Source organism: Psychrobacter sp. 4Dc (assembly GCF_002836715.1).
Taxonomy (GTDB): domain Bacteria; phylum Pseudomonadota; class Gammaproteobacteria; order Pseudomonadales; family Moraxellaceae; genus Psychrobacter.
This window is the reverse complement of sequence record NZ_PJAT01000103.1, coordinates 17669-43777: the sequence shown is the minus strand read 5'-3', so window position 1 is coordinate 43777 and position 26109 is coordinate 17669. Positions and strand designations below refer to the sequence as shown.

The 26109-nt window shown below is 43.1% G+C and carries 22 protein-coding genes; 10 read left to right on the top strand and 12 right to left on the bottom strand.

Features of this window, described 5'->3' with window-relative positions; genetic code table 11:
* From CXF61_RS08970 to tsf, 6 genes are all read left to right on the top strand, one after another.
* A partial coding sequence (locus CXF61_RS08970; protein WP_165597960.1) for an ATP-binding protein occupies positions 1–1767 on the top strand: 1767 nt, incomplete at its 5' end.
* 61 nt (positions 1768–1828) lie between these two features.
* Positions 1829–2191, top strand: coding sequence for a response regulator (locus CXF61_RS08965; RefSeq protein WP_102091535.1), 363 nt, complete (start codon positions 1829–1831; stop codon positions 2189–2191).
* 30 nt (positions 2192–2221) lie between these two features.
* Positions 2222–2671, top strand: a complete 450-nt coding sequence (locus tag CXF61_RS08960; RefSeq protein ID WP_057758427.1) for a chemotaxis protein CheX — start codon at positions 2222–2224, stop codon at positions 2669–2671.
* A gap of 35 nt (positions 2672–2706) precedes the next feature.
* Entirely contained in the window at positions 2707–3156 is a 450-nt protein-coding gene (locus CXF61_RS08955; protein WP_102091536.1) for a chemotaxis protein CheX, read from the top strand.
* Positions 3157–3619: 463 nt separating this feature from the next.
* Positions 3620–4411, top strand: coding sequence for a 30S ribosomal protein S2 (gene rpsB, locus CXF61_RS08950; RefSeq protein WP_057758431.1), 792 nt, complete (start codon positions 3620–3622; stop codon positions 4409–4411).
* Positions 4412–4926: 515 nt separating this feature from the next.
* On the top strand, positions 4927–5808 hold the full coding sequence (gene tsf, locus CXF61_RS08945; RefSeq protein ID WP_057758434.1) for a translation elongation factor Ts: 882 nt from the start codon (positions 4927–4929) through the stop codon (positions 5806–5808).
* A 156-nt stretch (positions 5809–5964) separates the two neighbouring features.
* On the opposite strand, the gene CXF61_RS08940 is transcribed toward tsf, so the two are convergent.
* The 4 genes from CXF61_RS08940 to hflX all read right to left on the bottom strand — a co-directional run bounded on the left by CXF61_RS08940 (position 5965) and on the right by hflX (position 10201).
* Positions 5965–6771, bottom strand: a complete 807-nt coding sequence (locus CXF61_RS08940) for a lytic transglycosylase domain-containing protein (protein WP_165597959.1) — start codon at positions 6769–6771, stop codon at positions 5965–5967.
* Positions 6772–7257: 486 nt separating this feature from the next.
* Positions 7258–7947, bottom strand: a complete 690-nt coding sequence (locus tag CXF61_RS08935; protein WP_165597958.1) for an LrgB family protein — start codon at positions 7945–7947, stop codon at positions 7258–7260.
* 16 nt (positions 7948–7963) lie between these two features.
* Positions 7964–8398: a CidA/LrgA family protein gene (locus tag CXF61_RS08930; protein WP_165597957.1), complete on the bottom strand. Its 435-nt coding sequence runs from the start codon at positions 8396–8398 to the stop codon at positions 7964–7966.
* A 375-nt stretch (positions 8399–8773) separates the two neighbouring features.
* Positions 8774–10201, bottom strand: coding sequence for a ribosome rescue GTPase HflX (hflX, locus tag CXF61_RS08925; RefSeq protein ID WP_057758442.1), 1428 nt, complete (start codon positions 10199–10201; stop codon positions 8774–8776).
* A gap of 306 nt (positions 10202–10507) precedes the next feature.
* Between hflX and CXF61_RS08920 the strand changes: the two genes are divergently transcribed.
* Positions 10508–11308, top strand: coding sequence for a lysophospholipid acyltransferase family protein (locus CXF61_RS08920; protein ID WP_057758444.1), 801 nt, complete (start codon positions 10508–10510; stop codon positions 11306–11308).
* Positions 11309–11466: 158 nt separating this feature from the next.
* Here the strand turns inward: CXF61_RS08920 and CXF61_RS08915 are convergent, their stop codons facing one another.
* Positions 11467–12507 (bottom strand): aldo/keto reductase, encoded by a 1041-nt coding sequence (locus CXF61_RS08915; protein ID WP_165597956.1) that lies wholly within the window; start codon positions 12505–12507, stop codon positions 11467–11469.
* 100 nt (positions 12508–12607) lie between these two features.
* On the bottom strand, positions 12608–13105 hold the full coding sequence (locus CXF61_RS08910) for an FKBP-type peptidyl-prolyl cis-trans isomerase (protein ID WP_134292630.1): 498 nt from the start codon (positions 13103–13105) through the stop codon (positions 12608–12610).
* 175 nt (positions 13106–13280) lie between these two features.
* On the opposite strand from CXF61_RS08910, the gene CXF61_RS08905 reads away from it, so the two are divergent.
* Positions 13281–13949, top strand: coding sequence for a DUF1294 domain-containing protein (locus CXF61_RS08905; RefSeq protein ID WP_227526645.1), 669 nt, complete (start codon positions 13281–13283; stop codon positions 13947–13949).
* Positions 13950–14091: 142 nt separating this feature from the next.
* On the opposite strand, the gene lspA is transcribed toward CXF61_RS08905, so the two are convergent.
* The 4 genes from lspA to CXF61_RS08885 all read right to left on the bottom strand — a co-directional run bounded on the left by lspA (position 14092) and on the right by CXF61_RS08885 (position 20423).
* Positions 14092–14736, bottom strand: coding sequence for a signal peptidase II (lspA, locus tag CXF61_RS08900; protein ID WP_165597954.1), 645 nt, complete (start codon positions 14734–14736; stop codon positions 14092–14094).
* A complete protein-coding gene (gene ileS / locus CXF61_RS08895; RefSeq protein WP_165597953.1) occupies positions 14729–17590 on the bottom strand; it encodes an isoleucine--tRNA ligase in 2862 nt (953 codons plus the stop codon). Before ileS ends, lspA begins: the two co-directional genes overlap by 8 nt.
* 440 nt (positions 17591–18030) lie before the next feature.
* Positions 18031–18579 (bottom strand): protein disulfide oxidoreductase, encoded by a 549-nt coding sequence (locus CXF61_RS08890; protein ID WP_165597952.1) that lies wholly within the window; start codon positions 18577–18579, stop codon positions 18031–18033.
* Positions 18580–18785: 206 nt separating this feature from the next.
* Entirely contained in the window at positions 18786–20423 is a 1638-nt protein-coding gene (locus CXF61_RS08885) for a carbon-nitrogen hydrolase family protein (RefSeq protein ID WP_102094613.1), read from the bottom strand.
* 537 nt (positions 20424–20960) lie between these two features.
* Here CXF61_RS08885 and CXF61_RS08880 point away from each other — a divergent pair.
* Entirely contained in the window at positions 20961–21590 is a 630-nt protein-coding gene (locus CXF61_RS08880) for a BLUF domain-containing protein (RefSeq protein WP_165597951.1), read from the top strand.
* A gap of 90 nt (positions 21591–21680) precedes the next feature.
* On the opposite strand, the gene CXF61_RS08875 is transcribed toward CXF61_RS08880, so the two are convergent.
* Positions 21681–23117 (bottom strand): FAD-binding oxidoreductase, encoded by a 1437-nt coding sequence (locus CXF61_RS08875; RefSeq protein WP_165597950.1) that lies wholly within the window; start codon positions 23115–23117, stop codon positions 21681–21683.
* A 336-nt stretch (positions 23118–23453) separates the two neighbouring features.
* Between CXF61_RS08875 and serA the strand changes: the two genes are divergently transcribed.
* A complete protein-coding gene (serA, locus tag CXF61_RS08870; RefSeq protein WP_057758460.1) occupies positions 23454–24680 on the top strand; it encodes a phosphoglycerate dehydrogenase in 1227 nt (408 codons plus the stop codon).
* 149 nt (positions 24681–24829) lie between these two features.
* On the opposite strand, the gene CXF61_RS08865 is transcribed toward serA, so the two are convergent.
* The gene (locus tag CXF61_RS08865) at positions 24830–25828 is read right to left on the bottom strand and encodes an oxygen-dependent tRNA uridine(34) hydroxylase TrhO (protein ID WP_319830347.1); all 999 of its coding nucleotides are present in this window, start codon (positions 25826–25828) and stop codon (positions 24830–24832) included.
* Positions 25829–26109: the final 281 nt, after the last annotated feature.

Genomic DNA, 26109 nt, shown 5'->3' with positions numbered 1-26109 from the left:
GAGCCTAAGATTCAAACATATCTAAAAGATGCTGATAATATCATGGTAACGTCTGCTGATGAATTGACGCAGGCCGTTGAACAGGCGAAGACATCAAGTTTGTTTATTAACGAATCTTTAGACAGTTTGACAAGAGACGTATTTGATAGCGCACAACGTCAAGCAACTACCATTCGTCTTATTCAGGTACTTGGTGTTGCCGCTATCTTTACCTACTTCCTAATTTTCGTATTCTTCTTTGTACGTCGTCTACGTGAGACGGATGCTGAAGCATCTGCCGCTCGCCAAGAAACGCAAGAGATTATGGAAACGGTAAATACAGGTCTTTTCCTACTTGATAAAGACTTGAATATTGGTCAACAGCATTCTCGAGCGCTGAACAATATCATCGGCTCTGATAGCTTGGCAGGGGAAAACTTTACCAATGTCTTGCGTGGCCGTATCTCTGATAAAGACCTCAAGACCACACAGCAATTCATTGAACAGCTCTATAACCCTCGCGTTAAAGAAAAATTGGTAGATTCACTTAACCCATTAAACAAAGTCATGTTGCATAATTTGTCTGAAGACAAGAGTCTTGATAATCGCTTCTTAGATTTTAAATTCTCACGTGTTTATGACAATAAAGACATTGCCCGTATCTTGGTCAACGTGAACGATGTATCAGATGCAGTCTACTTAGAACAGCGCCTAGAAAAAGAGCGTTCACAAAACGATATGCAGATTGAGATGTTAACGACTATCTTGAATGTGAATCCAAAGATTATTAATGAGTTTATTGGTAATACACAAGCGCATATCGAGAAAATGAATAATATCTTGAAAAATCCTGGTAGCTCACAATACGAGCTTGAAGGCAAATTGAAAGCTATTTATCGTGAAATGCATAGCTTAAAAGGTGAAGCATCAGCACTAAAACTACATAGCTTTACAAAGATTGCTTCTGATGCTGAAGACAAGTTACATGCATTACAAAACCAAGGTCAGTTGTCTGGTAATGACTTCTTGCCATTGGCAGTACATTTGGATGATTTGCTTAGCTTATCGAACACGATTGCGACGTTGGGTGAGCGTATCAACCGCTCAGCACCGTCAGCAGCTAAGGCGTCAACCGTACAAGCACCAGTCGCTACTCAAAATTCAGTAGCAGATCATGCAGCTAGCAATGCTGACTTCGATGGTGGGCTAGATATCGACTTAGACAATGAAGCAGATGACGATTTATTGTCTTTTTACAATGAATTTACAAAAGAAATTGCTGCAAGACAAGGCAAGCGAGTACAGCTAAAAAGTACGACGCTAACCCAAACCAGTATTCCGGCGCATCTTGCAAAGCCAATCAAAGAAATCAGTATTCAGTTGCTACGTAATGCGGTAGTCCATGGTATCGAGTCACCAAGTGTGCGTCACACTGCTGGCAAAACTGAAGTTGGGATCATTGATTTGGAAGTGCAAGACAACGGTTCAAACTTTATGCTGGTTGTGCAAGACGACGGACAAGGTATCAACTACGACAGCATCCGTAATAAACTGATTGAAGAAGGTCGTTTCAGTACGGAAGAGGCAAATCAGCTTAGTAAAGGTGACTTGCTCAAACAGCTGTTCTCTTCTGGATTCTCTACCAAAGAGCACGCAGATGAAGACGGCGGTCGCGGTGTTGGACTTGATATCATCAAAGCAAAAGTAAAAGAGTATGATGGCAAGCTTAATGTAAATAGCGAGCTGGGTCAGATGACACGGTTTGTCATTACTTTACCTAAAGCTTAATCAAAATAGTAATTATATTGTCAGGGACGACAAGCACTTCATTAAAGGTAGTAGATAAATTATGTATAAGTTAATGATTGTTGATGATTCAAATATTATTAGAAACCGTATTCAGCGTGCATACGATTCAGGAAAGTTCATGCTGGTGGCGACAGCGACTAGCGGTGTTCAAGCCATCGAAAAGTTCAATGTCCATCGTCCTGATGTAATCACCATGGACCTAACCATGCCACAAATGGATGGGCTAGAATGCATTGAAAAAATCATCGCGATTGATCCTGAAGTACGTATTTTAGTGGTGTCAGCATTGTCCGATAAAGCCACTGGTATTGAGGCATTATCATTGGGTGCCAGCGGCTTTTTGTGCAAGCCCTTCTCAGAAGAGGAGCTTGTCGAGTCTTTGTATGAGCTGATGCAAGACTAACACCATTTATCGACTACAGCAGATATCATTATGAAAGAGCAAAAGTTACAGATTTTTTTGAGCATTATTAGTAATTACTTTGATCAGTTTGGCGGAGAAGAGCTTATTGCCGATACCCCTTACTTACTAGAAAACAAACAGCCAAAAGTCCATGACTATACAGGCGTGATTGGTATATCTGGTGGCCAAAAAGGCGTGGTATATTTTTCGGCGACGCGTGACTTGCTGTCTTCAATCTTAGACAGTATGGGCGAAACCGATAAAAGTGAAGAGAACTATGTAGATCTGGCTGGGGAAGTGGCCAATACAATCGCAGGCAATGCACGCAAAGAGTTTGGCTCAGAGTTTCATATCTCTGTACCATTTGTGTTCAAAGGTGCGCCGCAAAGTATTGTGTTGCCGAACGATGAGCGTTCTTTTATCATCCCCATCACTTGGCATTCTCAAGTAGGCGAGATTGTGGTTTGCTTGCAAGATTAATGCTGCCACGTAATACAGATGGATATTAATATATTATGGTTAAAGTAGAAAAATTGGGTGTGTTTCTAAGCTCGATCAATGCGTTTTTTGCGCAAATCGATGGCTCGGAAGTGTCAATTGATACCCCTTACTTGAATAACAACAAAAGCGCGATTGGCTTTGATTATAGCGGTGTCATTAAGATATCAGGGCCTTTAGAAGGTTGCGTCTATGTCAGTGCACCAAGCGCGATGTTGCGAGAAGTCATCAAAGTGATGGGCGAGCCTGACTCTTCAATCACGATGATGAAAGATTTGTTGGGTGAAATGGCCAATACAATCTCAGGTAACGCTCGGACAGAGTTTGGTTCAGAGTTTATTATCTCGCCGCCGCACATTGTTGAGAGTGCGCCAAGCGTGTCTTATTTGCCTAAAGATCGTCAAAGCTATATCACACCATTTACGTGGCGTGGTTACAAGGCGGTCATTGGTATTTGCATTGCATAAGTTATAGTCAGTCCTCTATAAACGAGTGATAACTATAAAAGAGTGACAGTGTTGACCTTGCTTGAAAAACAGCTATTAAAAAGATAATCATAAAAAAGCGATGCAAATGTGTCGCTTTTTTTGTTTTGTTATCGCCATATTTTGTTTTTATCTTATTGATACGCTACGAACAAACTGCTGGAGATTCTGAGGCGTTATGTGATAAAATACAGCGCAGCTATTTTTTATAATTCACTTTATAGTTTAGATTTGGGCATCTGCTTCAATCTAGCGATAGCTTCTTTTTTTAAACCAACCAATGACACACACATCATGGCAAAAAATTGCTGGGTGTTTGGCGACTTGATTAATTTGTGATCTGTTAGTGCTTTACTAATGAAAACTAACCGGTAGCAGATGCGTGTCGCTAAATAGGCTGTTTTTGTGATGTGGAGGCATAACCCAACCAATAGGATATATTCTCATGGCTACAAAGAATCCAACCAAAATCGAAATGCGCGACTTACTACAAGCAGGCGCTCACTTTGGTCACCAAACACGTTTTTGGAACCCAAAAATGGGTCCATACATCTTTGGCGCACGTAACAAAATCCATATCATCAACTTAGAGCACACCGTAAAAGCGTTCAACGAAGCGTTGACTTACGTAAACGGCCTAGCTGCTAAGAAAAACAAAGTATTATTTGTTGGTACTAAACGCGCTGCAAGCGGTATCGTACGTGAGCAAGCAGCTCGCGCTGGCATGCCATACGTTGACCATCGCTGGTTAGGTGGTATGTTGACTAACTGGAAAACTCTACGTCAGTCAATCAACCGTCTAAAAGAGCTAGAAAAGCAAGCAGAAGATGGTACTTTCGCTAAGCTGACTAAGCGTGAAGCGCTAGAGCGTACTCGCGATATGGAAAAACTTGAGCGTTCACTAGGTGGTATCAAAGATATGGGCGGTCTACCTGACGCTATCTTTGTAGTAGACGTAGATCACGAAGCTATCGCTATTAAAGAAGCCAAGAACTTGGGTATCCCAGTTATCGGTATCGTTGATACTAACTCTAGCCCAGACAACGTTGACTACATCATCCCAGCTAATGATGATGCTATCCGTGCTGTGACTTTGTACGTAACTTCTATGGCTGATGCTATCATCGCTGGTAAAGAATACGCACAAACTCAAGCTGGTGGTAAAGCTGAGCAAGCACCTGCTGCAACTGAGGAAGCGCCAGCTGCAGAAGAAGCTGCTGCAACTCCAGCAGAATAAGTAGCTGACTTAAAAAGTTGGTGGTGTGTCAAAAAGTATGCTGATTAAAATTTGAACAATTTTTGAAGCCTTGAAAGCTTTATAGAATCAGAGAACTTAGCTTAGATTTCTTATTGACTTTTATCGCCAGCATACTTTTTAGAACACCACCAAAAAGTTTAACTTTGTAAGGATGCCTTGATAGTGTTTCTATCAGCATCCATATAATGTTTTGAACAGCGTATAAGCTCATAATAGGCATGATGTAGTTTTACTCGTCATGCCTTGTTATTGAATAAAGCCTTATTAATAATGCCATGCGTATAAGCGAGTAGCTATTGGGCGAGTATTATCGCTCCTACTGGTCATATCGCTATATTGTAGAGATGTTATTTATTTGACATCATTGATGGCTATATTAGTAATCGTTCAAAACGAGCTGTCTGCTAGATTTTAAGTAATACCAAGATATCGAATAGAAATACAGCATTTAGAAATACAGCACTCCTATACATAACTATACTAAGGTGACTCTTATGACAGAAGTAAAAGTATCTGCCAAAATGGTAAAAGAATTGCGTGACCGTACTGGTCTTGGCATGATGGAATGTAAAAAAGCGTTAGAAGAATCAAACGGTGATGTTGAAGTTGCCATTGATAACCTACGTAAATCTGGTCAAGCTAAAGCAGCTAAAAAAGCGGGTAACATCGCAGCTGACGGCGCTATCATCATCGCTCAAGGCGAAAACAAAGCATTCTTGTTAGAAGTTAACTGCCAGACTGACTTCGTTGCAAAAGATGACAGCTTCACTGCATTTGCAGAAAAAGTTGCTAACCTTGCACTAGAAAACAACGTAACTGACGTTGCTGCTATCTCTGAATTGTCTTATGGCGAAGGTCAGACTGTTGAAGAAGCACGTGTATCTCTAGTACAAAAAATCGGTGAAAATATCCAGATTCGCCGTGTTGAAACACTTGAAGGTGCTAACATCGCTGCATACCGTCATGGTCTGCGTATCGGTGTAGTGGTATCTTTTGAAGGTGGCGACGCTGACACTGGTAAGAACCTTGCTATGCATATCGCTGCATTTAATCCTGTCGCTGTAGATGACGAAGATGTTGCTGCTGACGTATTGGCACGCGAAAAAGACATCATCGAAGCAAAAGCTCGTGAGTCTGGCAAGCCTGATAACATCGTTGAAAAAATGATCGAAGGTGGCCTACGTAAGTACCTAGACGAAGTAACTTTACTACGTCAGCCATACGTTATGGACAACGACAAGAAAGTTGGCGAAGTCCTAAAAGCTGAAGGCGTAAAAGTACTTGGCTTCAAACGTCTAGAAGTTGGTGAAGGCATCGAGAAGAAGCAAGAAGACTTCGCTGCTGAAGTTGCTGCAACTCAGGCTGCTAACAAGTAAGTATCAAATAGTGTTGGATAAGGCTGTGAGTCCTTAATTGTGGCTCACAGTTTGGCTTTATTACTCTTAATGCATCAAGATATAAAGCATCCAGACATAAAAAAGCCCATTAATTCGTTAATGGGCTTTTTTATGTCTGGCTTTTAGATAACTGGCTTAGCGTAAAGCCGCATAGGCTGAGTTGGCATAGCTGGCACTATTCACATTGCTGCTAGTAGCATAACTTACATTTTGTAAGCCATTACTTGTACTGGTGCTACTAGTTTGATTGTTAGCACTGATACTTGCACCAAACAGTCCGGCATCGTTTTTATACAGGCTATGATAACGGCTCATCACTCTTTGAACATAGTTACGTGTTTCTTTGAACGGAGGGATGCCACCGTATTTATCGACATTGCCTTCACCCGCATTGTAGCCTGCGACAGCATGTTCAACATTATTGTTGAAGCGGCGCATGAGCCATGCAATATATTTGGCTGATCCTTCGATATTATCTGCAGGGTTCCAAGGATTGCTCACATTGAATCGGCGCGCAGTCGCTGGCATCAACTGCATCAGGCCTTGTGCGCCTACTGGTGAGCGTGCATTTGGATTAAAAGCTGATTCAGTGTGCATCATTGCTTTCATTAGGGCAGGGTCCACACCGTTGCGCTCAGCGGACGCACGAATGTAGCTGTCGTAAGAGTTGCGACTTCCGCTATTGCTAGCGGCGCTGCTACCATAGCTATCGCTGCTTCCGTCATACATCTTAGAGTCTTTATAATAAGTTACTTTTACTTTTTTCGTAAACTTATCAAAATTTCCACTAGGATTGACGTTGGTCAACAGTACTTGTCCACCTTTGTCTTTGTAGATATACATGTTGCCTGCATTGGCAGCGACAGAAAAGGTCGAAAGAGCAATGGCACTTAGTAAAAGGGGAGATAAGCAGCGAGTCATCAAAGTAGCCGTATTTATCATAGTAAAATCACTTTTTATCGAATAACAGCAAATTATTTTGCCTATATATGCGTTGATTTAGGCGCTTAAGCGGTTACTGATTTTGCAGAATTATTTAGCCCACTGTGAGGACAGCAGCTGAGCAATTATCACTTTCAATAAGGAACCACTTGTAATAGATACAAAAAATAATAGTTGCTTACTATAACATATAATAATTTTTTGGCGCATCAGATTGACAAACTAAGTTGTAAAATCAGATTTCTATTATTAAATAACCTTAGATAAATCAATATACTAACTTTTCTAAGTGACTTAATGAGCCATTTGTAGTGGGCTTTTTGAGTTTATAAGTTCAGGTAAATAAAGTGTCTCAGTTTTTTAAGAAATAATAATGACATTTGAATAGTCGAGGTGATTTTCAATCTGACATTAACAGTAGATAAGCCTATTAATGGTTAAATTTTTAAAAATATAAGAATAGTTTAGGTAGACTTTTAGTGATGACTAGATACCGATAGCACTGATAAAAATAGGTACCCAAACTGCGGTAACTAACCCGTTCACTGCCAAGCCAAATGCGGCATAACGTCCGGCTGTGTGACTGATTTGCCAAGCTTCTACTGTACCAAACGCGTGAGCTGCTAACCCCAGTGCTAGACCTTTGGCTCGGTCGTCATTGATACCGCGGAACAAAAAGCGAGCGACCGTACCACCTATCAGACCTGAGACAATGATAATTAGGTTAGCCATTGCCAATGGTGCTTTGATTAAATCTGCAACACTCAGGCCAATCGGCGTAGTCACAGAACGGGTAGCGAAAGCCAATAGGGTCTCATGACTGAGCGAAAATAAATAGGCCAGTGACATAGGCAGTAATGCGCCAACAACACTAGCAATAGCGACAATTAGAGTGAGTTTTTTAACTGGTAAGCCTTTAAAGTTCATCGCCGCTAATGGCACAGCCAAGAGTACTGTGACATATCCCAATAGATGGTCAAATACAGGCTTTGCCGCGCTGTAATAGTTGTTGTAATCCCACTGCAGTATAAATAGGAAAACAAGCACTAGGACAAGTGCGGTAATGACCATCGGTAGCCATGACAATTTACGTGCTAATACACGTGCAATTATGTGTGCTGCTAATGTCAATAATATTGCGGCTAGGGTTGCCATAAATACGCTGTCAAAAGTCATAATATCTCTCCGCAGCTCACGGCTGTCCCTTTTGCTCAGTGGTAGTCTTACTATCAGTGTTTGCAGCGTGATTGAGCCAACGATTGGCCAATAATGCTAGTCCCCACAGCGGTATGAGCGTACTAACGATCATCGTTATCATCACGCCCAATAGCTCATCTCCTAGAGCAAATAGCAACAAGCCTGCACCAGCAGAAACGGGTAAGAAGGCAAAACCACTATCGACTAGCAATGTATTACTGGCCTGTGTGAGCCAGCTCGGTAATCCCTTAAGCAGTCGCCACGCCATCAAGATAACAAACATCGCAACCAAACCGACAATATTGGCCGCTTTTTCGATGCCTGCCATTTGACAGATGATAACCGCCGTTTCTCGGACAACGATAACCATGGTCAACGTTAGAACTAACGCAAGCCATAGTGGGAGATGGGGAGAGTGAGCAGACTTCATAAGCAATTCTGGCCAAGTCAGATATAAATGGAGGGTGTACAAAAAAAATGTGTGATCGCACCAAGAACACAACGTAGAAAATGATGCTATGCATACTGATGGTAGCAATGATTCATTTTCGAGATATTAACGCTATCTATCAATATTTATTGAATGTATAACAGGCGATTATATAGAGAGTGGGGCAACTAATAAAGCCTATGCACCGTGACTGGTCATATCCAAAAAAAATAGACGATATCAATGGATATCGTCTATTCTATTTTAACGTACTATATAAGGGTTTGTGATCTAACAGTATGAATCAAACGTTCATTCAACTACTGTCGCAAATGACTCACTTTAACAATAGTTCTTATTTTGCAGAAATGATCATTATTTTTCTGAATCAGCTGTTTCTGAGTGTAATGCATCAAACTCGTCAAACGCCTTTTCTTCAGCCTCTGTCATGGTTGGCTCTTCAACGTCGTCAACCTTCTCAAACTCTTCGAGTACCGGCATCAGTAGTGTTGCTTGTGCAAGCGGCAATACATCGATAGGTTTCAAGTTTGCTTGACCCAGTAGCTGTCTTAGACGGTCACTTGGCAGACGAATCGTCAGACATTCACGACCTGTATCGTCGTAGCTTTCTTCTTCAATAACACCCAGTTCATATAAGGTGTTTTTGAACTGTCCAGCATCATACGGCAAGGTCAAATCAAACGTCGTCAGTTTACCTGTCAGCAGTTGCTGTACGGCAAGCGTTAGCTCTTCCATGCCTAGGTTCTGTCTAGAAGAAACATAGACGCGGTTTGGCTGACCTTCGCTAGCATAGCCGATATGTGCAGGCTCATCAGTCAGATCAATCTTGTTGTAGACATTGAGCACAGGTACATCGTTATCGATTTCTGCCAATACTTCTTTGACCGCTTGAATCTGCTCGTGCATGTCCTCGCTAGAGGAGTCAATAACGTGCAATAACAAGTCTGCTTCTAGCGTTTCTTCTAGGGTTGCATGAAAAGACTCAACCAGCTCATGCGGCAGATGACGGACAAAACCAACCGTATCGACTAAGACGACACGACCAACTCCCTGCCAGTCCAGACGGCGTAGAGTAGGGTCTAGCGTCGCAAATAGTTTGTCAGCAGCGTAGATGTTTTCATCGACCAAACGGTTGAACAAAGTAGATTTGCCCGCATTGGTATAGCCGACCAATGAGATGGTCGGTACGTCTGATTTTTGGCGACGGGCTCGACCTTGCGCACGGGTCTGACGGACTTTTTCTAGCTTGCTCTTTAACTGATTGACGCGAGTCTGTAGTAGACGACGATCGGTCTCAAGCTGGGTCTCACCAGGTCCACGCAGACCAATACCACCTTTTTGACGTTCCAAATGCGTCCAACCACGTACCAGACGCGTTGATAGATGGTTAAGCTGAGCCAGCTCTACTTGCAGCTTACCTTCGTAGGTACGGGCGCGCTGCGCAAAAATATCCAAAATTAAACCAGTACGATCCAACACGCGGCACTTCACTAGCGCTTCGATATTACGCTCTTGTGATGGCGACAGGCTGTGGTTAAACAGTACGATATCTGCTTCGTGTTCGCGCACTAGTTCTGCGATTTCTTCTGCTTTTCCGCTACCAACGAAGTATTTGGCGTCAGGGCGCGAGCGTGATCCAGTGACCAGTGCCAAACGATCGGCACCTGCTGAATCAGCCAACAGCTCAAATTCACTAAGATCATCAGGATCTTGAATTTGGCGGATGTCTAAATGTACTAAAATGGCGCGTTCGCCACCTTCATGTCTTTCAAAATAATCCAAAGAGTATCACCTATTTAATAAAGTAAATGTCTCGCCATAATCAGCTCAATAAGCTTCAACGTAGCGTTCATATGATTATCTATATATGGTCTTATCACTTGATATTAAAGCGTATGAGCATAATTAGCGATGGTTTTATGTTACAGCGTTTGCTGCGGATAATTTTTTATAAATCTGCTTTATTACCCATTTGTATAAAAGTCAGCACTCACTGAGTGAACAAGCTATCACTGAGTGTGCGAACTTTGTTATACTGGGCTCGTTTTTTGACTATTAAACACCCGTTATTTAATCATGAGGGCGAAGATGAGCCAAGCTAAATCAAGCTTTTCACTCAGACGACAGTTGAGCCGAGGCCGTCAGGTTGCTGGTATGACCACGACTATGGTCGGCGGCATACGCGCGGCGAAGCGTATTGGTGCATTTAAGCAGCCACCACGCGAAACCCTACCACGTTATATCCAGACATTCTGCCGCAAGATGGCAGGCTCTTTTGGGGTTAAAGTAGTAGAAGTGGAACCTGTAGAGCAGTTCCATGGCTTGTGGGTATCGAATCACGTGTCATGGATGGATATTCCTGTCGTTGGTACTGTGAGCCCAGCGTTCTTTTTATCCAAGGCTGAAATCGGTGAATGGCCTGTATTTGGCAAACTTGCCCATGCCGCAGGGACGCTTTTCATCGAGCGTGGCTCCGGTGATGCAAGCTCAGTATCGGCACAGATTGCTGACTTTTTAGCCAAAGGTTTTTCGATTATTTTCTTCCCTGAAGCGACCACTACTAGTGGTAAAAAAGTAAAGCGCATTCATGGAACATTGCTGCAAGCAGCCATTGACGCTGATGTGCCTATCAGACCGATCATCATCGCTTATGTCAATAAAGACGGCACACTAAGCGACGCATTGCCATACTATGGTAAGCTGACGATGAAAGAAAGTATGAAAAAAGTGCTCGATAGCAAAAACGTGACCGCTTATGTATTGCCACTCGCGCCTATAGACCCAGAAGGTCGTAACAAAAGCGAGCTGACCAATTTATTACAAGCACGCATGAATGAAGGATTGGCTGAGCTGCACTCAAGAGTCCTTAGCGCACCAGTTGAAGACTGATTACTTAAAGTTGAGCTAGTGTAGCTAATATCAGATAGTCAATAAAAGGGCGCAAATCGTTTCGATTTGCGCCTTTTTTTACAGGAGGTTTAATAGAGCACGCATAATATTATTTATTCAGCAGGCTCTATTAACATCCAATCTCTATAGAAGACCAACTATGGTGATGGATTAGGTTGCTGTGTATGCACTGCTTCAATCGCTTCTAATACATCTGATGTTAGCTCCACATTGACACTATCGATGTTTGATTTGAGTTGCTCAGTCGTCGTTGCCCCAATAATGTTGCTGGTGACAAAGTGACGAGAGTTTACAAAAGCCAATGACATCTGCGCCATGTCCAAACCTGCATCAGCAGCTATCTTGGCATATTGTTCGGTGGCTGATTTGGCTTGTTCATTCACATAACGACCGAAACGATCATACATGGTCAGACGCGCGCCAGTTGGACGTTTACCATCAAGGTATTTACCAGACAATACACCAAAACCAAGCGGTGAATACGCAAGTAGACCCACGTTTTCACGATGGGCAATCTCAGCCATACCAACTTCGTATAAACGGTTCAATAGGCTATATGGGTTTTGTACGGTAAGTGGTGGAATTAGACCGTTTTTATCTGCTTCCCATAGGTAGTGCATGAGTCCCCACGCGGTATCATTCGATAAACCATAAGCACGAATACGACCTTTTTTGATCTCATCATTCAGGGCCTGAATAGTCTCTAGAAATGGCGTTAAATCGTCTAATGACTGTGCTGCCATCTCTTCATCATAGCCGCGCTGACCAAAGAAATTCGCTTGGCGTTCAGGCCAATGCAGCTGATAGATATCGATATAGTCGGTTTGTAGACGTTCCAAATTCCCGTCAATAGCGCTGCTGATGTGATCGGCATTAAAGCGCGTTTGACCATCACGCAAAAAGTTCATTGGCGATATCTTGCTAGCGAGAATAACTTTGTCACGCTGTTTAGTCTTGTTAAACCAAGTACCCATAAAGCGCTCGGTATCACCTTGTTTGTCTTTATCTGGTGGTGACGGGTACATCTCGGCGGTATCCCAAAAGTTCACACCCTCAGAGAGCGCCATGTCCATTTGCTCATGTGCTTCGGACTCAGTATTTTGCTGTCCCCACGTCATCGTGCCTAGACAAATTTTAGATACTTTTTCATTGAGTTGCGGTAACGTTTGATACTGCATATAAGTCTCCCTTTTGGCTGTTTTTATCGATATTAATTTTTATCGTCGCTAGTTTTTATCTTAGTTAACGTTTAACGAGTTTTCGTTAGTTTTTAAACGGCTACATTAACTTGATGCCTGTGACACCAGGCGGTGTGACTTTAAAGATTTTTACTTTGAACAACACGTCTTGTCCAGCAAGCGGATGATTAAAGTCGACTTCGACTTGATCATCATCGATGGCACTAATCGTACCGGGCAGCGTGTTTTTCCCTTTGTCTTCGAACTCAACCATCATGCCAATTTCTGGATTGTCAGCGACTAGCGCAAACTGAGTACGGCTAAAATGTTGGATGTTTTCAGGATTCCACTCACCAAAAGCTTGCTCTGGCTCAAGGTGTGCGGTACGAGTGTCACCGGCGCGCAAGTTCATCAGTACTTGCTCAAAACCAGGTAACAAGCTCTCATCACCAATGGTCAAAGACACAGGTGCATCACGATTAAAGGTTGAGTCGATGATGGTGCCGTTCTCTAGTGAAACTTCAAAGTGCAGCTTAACGAGGCTGCCGTAAGCGATACGAGTGTCTTCGTTTGGGTTAATAAATTGAGATTGAGTCATAATAAAAAGCCATCGGTTGCTAGAATAGAAAATAATGCGTTTGATTAAAGTGTTTTTAATTGCAGTATTATAGTGTAAGAAATAATAAGCCATCTAAGACCAGATGTAAGCGTCAATAATGTAACGCAGATGGTGTACTATAATTGGCAATTCTAAAAGATATGAGGTGTCGGTAGTGAATAAACAACAAGGCACTGTCAAAAAATGGCAGGACGATAAAGGGTTTGGCTTTATTGAAACTGAAGCGGGCGAGTCTGTCTTCTTTCATGTGAGTGAGTTTAAGGCTCAGCGCCGTCCTAACATCGGTGAGGCAGTGGTCTTTAGCATTGGACAAGATGCGGAGGGACGCAAGCGAGCCACGCAAGTACAAGAGCTTGGGTTTGTACAGCAAAAAATGGCACAAAAAAATCATCAGATCCGTCAGCGCAATCAGAAACGTAGCCATCAAGCAGAGTTTGAAGCGGGCCAAAAGAAACGCTCGTTTCTTGGACTGGCTTTTTATGGTGTCTTAGCTTTATTAGCAGCGACAGATAAACTAAGCTGGCTAGTGGTCGGCTGGTACGTCGTGCTAGGGATTATTACTTATGGCATGTATGCCAAAGACAAAGCTGCTGCGCAAAGTGGCGACTGGCGTACGCCTGAGTCTAAATTACATATACTAAGCGCGCTTGGCGGTTGGGTAGGAGCATTGCTCGCCCAAACGTATTTACGTCACAAATCACAAAAGTCTGAGTTTCGAGTGACTTATTATTTGACCGTCGTTGTGAATATGGCAGGGTTGCTATTTTTATTAGCAGGTGGCGGCTTAGAGACTGTGACTGATTTATTATCAGAGTTGCTATAAATGAATAATTGCTTTCACGACTGGCAGCATTGCTACGTGTCTGACGAAAGCACTAAAACGATCGACAAAAAAAGGTGGGTTACGACTACGTAACCCACCTTTTTCGTTTATAAATTGCATTAATGTCTCTAGCTATAGACGATTATGACCGTGGCATTTCACGCTTCTTTTCCAAAAACAGCATATCAATGACAATCAATAGTACACCGATAGATATACCGATATCCGCGATATTAAAAATCGGATAATGCCAAACATCAGCATAATGCACATGGATAAAATCAATCACATGACCATGTAGTAAGCGGTCGATTAAATTACCAACTGCACCGCCCAATACTAAGGCTAGGCCAAAAGATAACAGCGTGGCTTTGCGTGGTGCTTTAATCAGATAGATGATTAGAAATAGCGACATTAGTAATGCCAGTCCTGAAAAAAACCACTTCTGCCAACCGCCAGCATCCGCCAAAAAGCTAAATGCCGCGCCATAGTTATAAGCCAATGTCCAATTGAGAAATGGCTCAATCACAGGTACTGGATCATGAAAGGTCAGTTTGGTTTCTGCCAACCATTTGGTCCACTGATCGATAATGACGATAACCAATGCCAGAATATACCATACAAAAGCACGACTGCCATTTGCCACCATTTTCGGGGTCTTGGTCAGGCGACTTCTAGGTGTAGTCGAGCTACCTGTGGTTGCATGAGCAGGCTTAGGCGAATGGTCAACCTTCACCTGCGGCTGCTGGTCATGCTGGCTTTCAGGTGAGTCTGTTGGGTTAGGCATAGTGACGTACCTCGCCATCGCCACTAACATTGGTCACGCAGCGCGCGCATAGCTCAGGGTGTGCGCTATCTGTACCGATGTCATCACGGATGTGCCAGCAGCGTACACACTTAGTACCAGTAGCCGCGCTTACTTGTACCACTAAATCTACAGCCTCTTCGGTATTGGTGTCGGTCACATCTTCTGTCTGTGTGATGCTATCAGCAGGTGCTTCGTTCATTGGCTTTAGTGCAGCGTTACTAGTAATTAGTACAAAACGAAGCTCTTCATCAAGCTTAGCTAAGCTCTCATACATTGCACCGTCAGCGTATAGACTCACGTCGGCAGACAAGTTGGCATTGATGATTTTTTCGCCACGTGCAGTTTCGATATGTTTGTTTACCATGTCTTTTGCGAACATGATGCGCTGCCAGTCATCGTTGCTGATAGCACTTAGCTCAAACGCTGGGAACTCGTACCATTCTTGAGTAAATACATAGCCGCCTTTATCCGCATCACGTTGGTTCAGTACTTCCCAAGCCTCTTGCGCCGTAAATGACAGGATTGGTGTAATCCAGCGAATCAGCGCATGAGTGATATGGTAGATAGCAGTCTGCGCAGAACGACGAGGCTGTCCATCTGCCTGCGTGGTGTACTGGCGATCCTTGATAATATCTAGATAGAAGCTACCCAAGTCTTGCGAGCAAAACGCAGTGACGTGCTGAGTGACTTGGTGAAAGTCCATCGCATCGTAAGCGCTAATGATTTGCGCTTGTACGGTTTGTGCGCGCTCAATGATGAATTTATCAAGGCTAACCAATTCATTGATATCAATGCTATCAGTCGCTGGATTGAAGTCATCGGTATTGGCAAGCAAGAAACGTAAGGTGTTACGGATACGGCGATACATATCGATCGCACCTTTAAAGACCGTCTTACCCGCGCTCATTTCATAACGATAGTCACTTGAAGCAATCCATAGACGTAGCATGTCCGCGCCTGTCTTATTGATCTCTTCTTGCGGCGTGATGATGTTGCCCAGTGACTTACTCATTTTGCGACCGTTTTCATCGACCACAAAGCCATGCGTCAGTACTTGCTTAAACGGTGGACGCTCATACATCGCTTCTGACGTCAGTAGTGACGTCTGGAACCAGCCGCGATGCTGGTCAGAGCCTTCTAGATACATATCAGCTGGATTGGTCAATTCATCACGTTGATCAAGTACCGCAAAATGCGTTGTGCCTGAGTCAAACCAAACGTCTAGTGTATCGGTAGCTTTGTCATAGTCAGCGGCTTCACTGCCTAAGAAATCTTCACAGCTAGCATCAAACCACGCTTCTACGCCGCCTTCATTGATTTTTTGCGCCGCAGTTTCCATTAGCTCAAGGGTGTTTGGATGCAGCTCGCCTGTTTCCTTATGCGTAAAGAAAGTAATCGGCACGCCCCACGTACGCTGACGCGAAATACACCAATCAGGACGACCCGTCATCATTGATTCGATACGATTTTGTCCCCACGCTGGCGTCCAGTTGACTGTAGGGATGTCAGCAAGCGCGCGAGCACGTAGGCCTTTGGTTTCCATATTGATAAACCACTGAGGCGTAGCACGGAAAATAATTGGTGACTTATGACGCCAGCAATGCGGGTAGCTGTGCTCAATTTTGGTATGGCTGATTAGATGGCCATTTTCATGTAGTGCAGCGATGATTTTTGGATTGGCTTTATAGATGTGCTCGCCGGCAAATACAGCAGCGCTATCTAAATAAACGCCCGTACCGCTTACTGGGTTTTCCACGGGTAAGTTGTATTTTAGACCAACGATATAATCGTCTAAACCGTGACCAGGTGCGGTATGTACCAGACCAGTACCACTATCGGTAGTTACATGATCGCCCAAGATGAGCGGCACTTGACGGTCTTCAATCAGTGGATGCTGAGCATGTAGACCTTCAAGCTCGCTACCTGAAACAGTTGCTAAGATACCGTTATTTTCTAGTTTTAGCTCACTCAATGCAGTTTCAACCAGATCAGCAGCCAGTAGTAAATTGCCCCTTGAAGTCGCGACCACACTGTAGTTATGTTCTGGATGTACTGAGATAGCTTGGTTAGCAGGTAACGTCCATGGCGTTGTAGTCCAAATAACAGCAGCGATGTTATCTGCGATATCTGCCAATGCAGCTACTTTGTCCGTACCGAGCACATCAAAGCTGACATAGATCGCGTCAGAGACTTTGTCTTGATATTCTACTTCTGCTTCTGCTAGGGCAGAGCTACAGTCCAAGCACCAGTTGACCGGCTTCATACCGCGAGTCACATGACCATTGTCATAGATTTTGGCAAGCGCGCGCACGATATTGGCTTCTTGATGGAAGTTCATAGTCAGATAAGGGTTGTCCCAATCACCAAACACACCTAAGCGCTTGAAGTCTGCTTTTTGCAATTCAATTTGAGTACTCGCATATTCGCGGCATAGACCACGGAATTCGGTTGCAGACACTTTTTGACCCACTTTACCAACCTTAGCTTCGACTTTTTGTTCGATTGGCAGACCATGACAATCCCAACCAGGGACATAAGGCGCATCAAATCCTGACAAGGTTTTTGATTTTACAATAATGTCTTTTAGTACTTTATTGACTGCGTGACCCAAGTGAATCTGACCGTTGGCGTATGGAGGGCCATCGTGCAAAATATATTTGGTTGCACCAGCACGCGCCTGACGAATTTTACCGTAGACGTCATCCGCTTCCCAAGCAGCTAACCAATCTGGCTCGCGTTTGGCAAGGTTTGCGCGCATCGCAAATGGCGTATCCGCAAGGTTCAGCGTGTCTTTGTAATCTTGGCTTGGTGTGTCAGTGCTTTTATCAGTCATAGAAGGTATCTTTTTAAAAGGTAGGTTTGTGTGTCGGTTCAAAACCGGATACAAGGCTCGATGTTCAATGTAGTGCTGAGGTTAATGCTGTGTCGATATTATTCAATTACTAATAGTAGGTATATTGCTCATCATAGTCGGTTTATCAACCATCATGTCAATAAATACCCATTGTCGCTCATCAGTCGGTAAATAGTTACGTCAATAATAAATGGTAACGAGACGATTGCAACATAAAATATGCTAGTAAAAATAATTCAAAAAAATATTTAGATCGGCAGCTATTATATGACAAAAAGGGTAGGGTAAAAAGAGCTGTGCGAGGTCGACCCAATTTTGTCCAATATCAATCGTTTATCTGTGTCATATATCATTGGTGAAGACATAGCTATAGGCCTTTTACACAATGACTTATTGAAACATAAAGTACGACTCAACTGCTAAAACACAGATGCTAACCACAAGCGCAGTTTCAATGACCATAATGGCTGAATACCTGTTAGCCCTTGTATCATCTCGCCATTCTCTAATACCACATAGGACGGTGTGACTTGTCCTTGCCAATCTGCAAAGATATTGCCTTGTTGATCATTTATGGTGGTGAAATCAAACTTATGTTGATCGAGGTAGCCGCGTAGCTCTTGGTTTGAGCCTGACTGTACGGCAATAGTGACAACGGGATAGTTATCTGCTGCTAGTTTATTGATGGTGGGCGAAGTAAAACTACAGACTGAACACCACGTACCCCAAAAGTATACCAGTGTAGGACGCTCGTGACTCATCGCTGCTAGATCGATAGTCTGTCCTTGGTAATCGGTCAGTTGCAATTGAGGGTTGGCAGGCATGACAGGTTGTCGCCACCAATTGACCACGCTATAGATTACAACAAACATGAGACCATATAACATTATCGTTTTAAATATCGAAACTATCTTTCGCTTCGACTGCTTCTTTGGCTTTACTTCTTTTTGCTCAATATCAGTCGTCATGACATCCGCTTTTTAGTTTGTATATTGTTTTCAGTTATTTTCAAATAATGGCTTATCGTTACTGCTTATCTTATCGTGATTGCCTATATGATCATTGCACAAAGAGTGGATAGTAGATAAAAATAAACGGCTGAAAATCAGCCGTATTATTTATAAAGTCTACTATAAGTGTGCGACGTCAACCGACCATAACTAACTACAATTAACTACGGCTTTTGTGCTCGGTTTTGTAATGGATCACCAATCAGTACGCTACCTGAATTTTCACGGCGCTGCTCATCACTCAACTTGCTCGCTGGCACTTTGGCCTTGCGCTTCCACTTTAAGCTGAACAAATCATCACGGCGGTCAATCAGGTTATGTACTGAGCCTTCGTGACGAACGTGAGTCAGCTTGTCCAAGTTTACATCAGAGAAGAATACCATCTCCGTGTTGGCAGTGGTCTCTGCCATAATCGCATCATGCGGGAACGCAAAGTCTGACGGTGAAAAAATCGACGATTGAGCGTATTGAATATCTAAGCTCTCAACTTGCGGTAAGTTGCCCACTGAACCACAAATCATCACATAGCATTCGTTTTCGATAGCACGGGCTTGCGCACAGTGGCGGACACGTAGATAGCCGTTTTTGGTATCGGTCCAGAAGGGCACAAACAAGATATCCATGTCATCAAGTGCCATCAGACGTGCAAGCTCAGGGAACTCAACATCATAGCAAACCAAGATACCGATACGACCCGCATCCGTGTCGAATACTTTGACTTCATCGCCACCTTCGATTACCCAAGCGCTGCGCTCATGCGGAGTAATATGAATTTTGCGTTGCTCTTCAACGGTACCGTCACGGCGGCACAGATAGCTGACGTTGTATAAGGTATCGTCTTCATCCAGTAACGGCATCGAACCGGTAATGACGTTGACGTTATAACTGACGGCTAAATGCGAGATTTCATTTTTGAACCACTCGGTATAACCTGCCAAAAATCGAATGGCAATATTTTGATCGGTTTCTTCGCACAGACCCATCAATGGCGCATTGAAAAATTCAGGTAAGCAAGCAAAGTCTGAGTTGTAATCAGCCATGATATCAACAAAGAACTCAACTTGTTGCAGTAATTCTTCAGGTGATTCGACTTCACGCATCTGCCACTGAATACCACCAATACGAACCTCAGACTTGCGAGTATTAGGCTTATAGTCTTTAGGCTCATAATAAATATTTGCCCACTCAAGCAAGGTAGCAAAGCCCTTTGACTGCTTATCATCTGGCAGATAAGCAGTCAAAATACGTTTAACGATAAAGCCATTAGACAGCTGGAATGACAAAGCTGAATCGTGAATTTCACGGCTTTCAACGGCATCAATATATTCACCTGGAGTCAGATCTTTATGGTTATGATAGTTAGGTATGCGTCCACCGGCTAAGATAGCGCGGAAATTCAACTGTCGGCACAGCTCTTTACGTGCATCATACAGACGTCGACCGAGACGGTAGCCGCGATAATCAGGGTCGATGAGCGCATCCAAACCATAAATGGCATCACCTTCTGGATTGTCTCTGATGATTTCTTTTTGCCCAATCAAATCGTCATAGGTATGCGGATTTGAAAACTTGGCATAGTCAACGCGCATAGAGAGCACGATACCAATCAGCTGATCGTGATCAAACAAGGCAATCTGGCCTTCTGGGAAAGCATCAATCAAAGTATGAATGGTTGTCTTTGACCATGCGCCACCCAAGTTTACATAGACACGATCCATCAATGCCTTTAATTGTGGATAATCTTTTTTCTTAATCTCAGCAATCGTGAGGTGAAAGTCATCTAGTTTTTCCATCTTACTCATAAGTTTCCTGTTTTAAATAGCTATTGAATGTAGTGGTATCACATAATGGTGTCATGGCACATTGATGTACCGATTTTTGTGCAAAAAAGTAATAAAAACATTCCAATAGGAAGATATTGTCGTTACAATAATTTATTGCCGTATTTACAATAGGTTATGTTGATATCTTAGGCCGTTTTACTCACTTTATTTAGTAATGATTTTGGCTAACATAGAGGACTAAAGGATAGCGAACGCCGCATTCTATACCACTTTATACCTATTGGGTTTGTGAGCACCGATAAGCGCCTAACTCTGCATTATCATTGTACCTGCGACTGTCTTGCTATTTATTATCTCAATATAGAATCTAAATAATATCTATCAGCACCTTTTGTTTTGCTTGTTATCATAGCAAGCTGTAACGGTAATAACAGTCTCACGTAGTAAATATTTGCTACGTTTTTGTGAGTCAATTTTTTGGTTCAACTCAGGCATAGTATTGTGTTGCTTGTTTCGTTTAGCCGTATCTCATCGGCTTCTTAGGATTATTTTATTATGCCTTTAAATCATACCAATAGAATCATGAAGTGGGATGACATAGATGACTCCGCTTTGGTTCAGTTGGTTTATGTCAGTACGCTGACTCTTGGCTCGCGTTTGAGCACCTCTATTTTTGATGAAGTAGAAGGTCACGCACGTAACTACAATCAGCAGCATAAAATCACAGGCACGCTATGCTACGGCAATGGTCATTTTCTGCAATGTATTGAAGGCAAAAAGTCAGACGTATTTAATCTGCAAGAGCGTATCTTTGTCGATAGCCGTCATAAAAATGTAGAAGTGTTGCTATTACAAGTCATCAATCATCGCAGCTTTGCCGACTGGCGTATGCGCTTGCTGTTTTTGGAGCGTTGGTTATGGTCCCCCGCGACCAAGAAACAGGCCGTACAATTATCTCCATTTTTACCATTTGCGCCGCACGGTTGGTCATCTGATCGGACCGAACAGTTTTTGCAAATTATCAAAACTTTCGATAGTCCACCTCATATTAAGGCGGCAGGTATTACTTATAATGCATTGGGTAATATGGTGCGTCATATCGCGGCACCGCATCAGGCATTTCTGATTATTCAAGGGTTTTTGAGCATACTACTGGTCGTCGCATTGATACTGTTATATTTATAGATTGTAGTTTTTGCGAATTATAAAGCCATAAAAAAGACGCTAGCTCTCGGGTTAGCGTCTTTTTTTTGGGTTAAGCGTTTAGAGTACTAATCACATATCAAAAATCTTACCACGGTTCATAATGTTGTTTGGATCGAATACTTTTTTGACTTCTCGTAAATAATCAATCTCCGTCTCACTGCGGCTATAGTGCAGGTACGGCTTCTTCGTCATACCAACCCCATGCTCAGCAGACACTGAACCGCCATATTTCTGTACCGTCTCAAACACGTATTTATTGACGACCTGACACTCTGCAAAGAAATCATCCTTATTCATATTCTCAGGTTTTAAGATATTCAAATGCAAATTACCATCGCCGATATGACCGAACCAACAGACTTCAAAGTCAGGATAGTTGCTGCTAACAATATGATCAATCTCTTCGATAAAGGTCGGTACGTGACTTATTAGCACCGAGACATCGTTTTTATAAGGGGTAAATACTGAGATGGTCTCAGAGATATACTCACGTAGCTTCCATAACTCTTCAGCCTGTGTGAGGTTTTGGCTCATGACACCATCAACAACCCAACCTTGCTCCATACAATGCTCAAATATGGCCATGGCTTTGTCCATGATTGGCTCATAAGGTGCTTCAAACTCTAGCAATGTATAAAACTTGGTACGTGATTCAAACGGCTCTTGTACTTGACCATGTGCCATCAGCTTATCAATCGCCACATCGTCAAAGAACTCAAACGCTGTTAAATCAATCTGTGCCTGAAAAGCAGAGAGTACGTTCATCACGTCATTGAAGCTGTCCATGCCAAGCACCATGACGTTTAAGTCTTGTGGCTGACGCTCAAGTTTGATTTGCGCATGAGTGACAAGGCCAAGTGTGCCTTCACTACCGATGAACAATTGGCGCAGATCATAGCCGGTGGCGTTCTTTACCATGCCGCGATTGAGATGCAAGATATCACCTTTACCCGTAACGACAGTCAGACCCATAATCCATTGACGGGTCATGCCATAGCGAATGACTTTGATGCCGCCTGCGTTGGTGCCGATGTTGCCGCCTATCTGACTAGAGCCTGCTGAGGCAAAGTCGACAGGGTAGTATAGGTCTTTTGATTCAGCGAATTCTTGCAACTGCTGGGTGACGACACCGGCTTCGACTTCAACCATGCGATCGGCAGGATAGAACTGTCCGATCTGGTTCATTTTATCCATGCTAACCACGATCTCACCGTTGGCTGCTACTGCACCAGCAGACAATCCAGTACGACCACCACTAGGGGTGAGGACGACGTTGTGTTCATTAGCTAGTAGCACAATAGCTTGTACTTGCTCGGTGGTCTTTGGAAAGACGATGGCAGCAGCAGCAGGAGCAAAGTGTTTGGTCCAGTCTTTACCCCAATGCTCTAAGCTCTCAGCATCAGTTTTGATTTGGGTCGGGTCGAAATCATGGGTATCAGTGAGCGTGCTCAAGATGGTTTGCACGGCATTGGTTTCGGATGTGTTTTGAGCGGTAGTTGGCGTCATGGTCAAATCTCAATATTGGCGTAAGCACGATGCTGGGGCTGCTTATTATATAGTGAAATAACTATAAATTCAGTGATGAGTCAGCTCGTAGAAGTAATAAGGGGGTGATAATTTTTACCTATAAGAAGAGGTAAGTAATAAATAACTGGTTCGATCGGTTTCAAACAGAATAATTCACTATAGCATAAAAATTTTTCAGGCTTGATAACCAATAATTCATCTAATCTGCTAACATCGACCTCAAATTTTGTGTAAGATATCGGGACTGTTTTCGTTTCCTCCATCATAGATTATCCAACAGTTAATCTTATAAAACAATTATAGGACAGTTCTCATATGGCGTTATCACTACAAAAAGACAAAATCCGGTTTTTATTGCTTGAAGGTCTACATGACAATGCCCTAAAAGTATTGGAAGGAGCTGGTTACCACAACATCGAGAATATCAGTCACGCCTTAGATCAAGACGAGCTGATCGAAAAGATCAAAGATGCTCACTTTATCGGTATTCGTTCGCGCACTCAGTTGACGCGTGAAGTACTTGAGCACGCACACAAGCTTATCGGCATTGGTTGCTTTTGTATTGGTACCAACCAAGTAGATCTAGACGCCGCTCGTGATCTTGGTATCCCTGTCTTTAACGCGCCATTCTCGAACACTCGTTCGGTAGCTGAGCTAGTATTGGCCGAGGCTATTATGCTGTACCGCGGTATTCCCGAAAAGAATGCAACCGTACATCGCGGCGGCTGGGGCAAGTCTGCGACCAACTCACACGAAGTGCGTGGCAAGACTATCGGTATCGTCGGTTATGGTTCTATCGGTTCGCAGCTGTCTGTCTTGGCAGAGAGCTTCGGTATGAAAGTCATCTATCATGATGCTGTGACCAAATTGCCACTAGGCAATGCGGTACAAGTTGGTAGCCTAGAAGAGCTATTATCAACGGCTGACATCGTGACATTGCATGTACCTGATGTGCCAAGCACTCGCTATATGATGAAAGCTGAGCAGTTCGCTCAGATGAAAGAAGGCAGCTACTTTATCAATGCGGCACGCGGTACGTGCGTCGAGATTGATGATCTAGCAGATGCGCTTGAGTCTGGTAAAATCTTGGGCGCGGCTATCGATGTGTTCCCAAAAGAGCCAAAATCAGCTGACGAAGAGTTTGAGTCACCACTACGTAAGTTTGATAATGTGATTTTGACGCCGCATATCGGTGGTTCAACACAAGAAGCACAGGCCAATATCGGACTGGAAGTAGCAGATAAGTTTGTTAGATACTCTGATCAAGGTGATACGGCGACGGCTGTGAACTTCCCAGAAGTTTCTATCCCGTTCAAAGAAAACTCGCATCGTCTACTACACATTCACAAAAACGTGCCAGGCGTACTGTCTCAGATTAACCGCCTATTTGCTGAAGCTGGTATTAACATCCTAGCGCAGAGCCTGATGACAGAAGGTGATGTTGGTTATCTAGTGATGGATGTCGATTACAATGATTCGACCGCTGCACTAGACCAGTTAAAAGATGTAGAAGAGACTATCCGCGTACGTATCTTATTCTAATATAGTCAATCCACTATAAAGTTGGATTAACTATATCAGTGCTAATAGCTTTGATAAGCATTGAAGATTTATCATAAAAAAAGAGAGGCTCTATTGATTAGAGCCTCTCTTTTTTATTTCACTTCTTTTTTATTGTACTAATGCTAAGTTTAGTTGGCTTTAGCGTTGTTTGCAGCTTCTGCTTGTAAACGAGCTTCCGTCTTAGCAGCTTTGCGTTTTTCTATGACATCCATCACATCGCTACCGATATGAGCTTCGCCGCGCTTTTTCGCTAGCTGCATTTGATGCTCACGCTCACGGAAACGCGCTTTTTGCTCATCGGTCGCTTTATCGATACAGTGTGGGCAGGATTCGCCTTTGATGTAGGCTGGGCTTTGCATGTCATCGCTAGTGATCGGCATACGGCAAGCAAAACACTGCTCATAGTTGCCTTTTTCTAAGTTGTGATTGACCGATACACGGTTGTCAAAAACAAAGCAGTCGCCTTGCCACATAGAGTCACTGGCAGGAACTTCTTCTAGGTATTTTAGGATACCGCCTTCTAAATGATAGACCTCTTCAAACCCTTGCTCGCGCAAATACGCAGTTGACTTCTCGCAGCGGATACCACCTGTACAAAACATGGCGACTTTTTTATGCTTGGTTGGATCCAGCTCTTTTGAGACGTATTCTGGAAACTCGCGGAACGTTTCAGTGTTTGGGTTAACCGCATTTTGAAAGGTGCCGATTTGCACTTCATAGTCGTTACGCGTGTCGATTAAGGTAACTTCAGGATCTGAGATCAACGCATTCCACTCGCTTGGCTTTACATAGCGACCAACGGATTCCAATGGATCGATATTCTCGACACCCATAGTGACGATTTCTTTTTTCAGTTTCACCTTAGTGCGATAAAAAGGCTGTGCGTCAGTATAGGATTCTTTAAAGGTAAACGTACCAATCGCCTCAATACTACGCAGGTAGTCAAGTACGGTATCGATACCTTGACGCGTACCAGAAATCGTACCGTTAATGCCTTCGCTTGCAAGTAACAACGTACCTTTTACATCGTGATCGAGCATAGTGTTTAAGATAGGCTCACGATATTGCTCAAAATCAGCAAAGCGCGTGAACTTATATAGTGCGGCAACGACGATATTATTAGTCACACTATCGTATACAGGGGCTGAATTGCTGTCAGTTATCGCGGTTTCTTTATTGATGCTCATGTCTTTCTCCTGCTGGCTAGGTCGCAAACCTAGTGCAATGATAATAAAAAAGTAGATAGGTATATAACATTATCTCAATTGTGGAATTGATTAATGCGCGCGTAGTGTAGCAAATTTTAGATGGGTTTTGAATAGTTTGTATTGCTTGGCTTGCTGTCATAGAAAACAAAAAAGCCCAGTAAAATACTGAGCTTTTTTTATATTCAATTCGTAGTACGAAA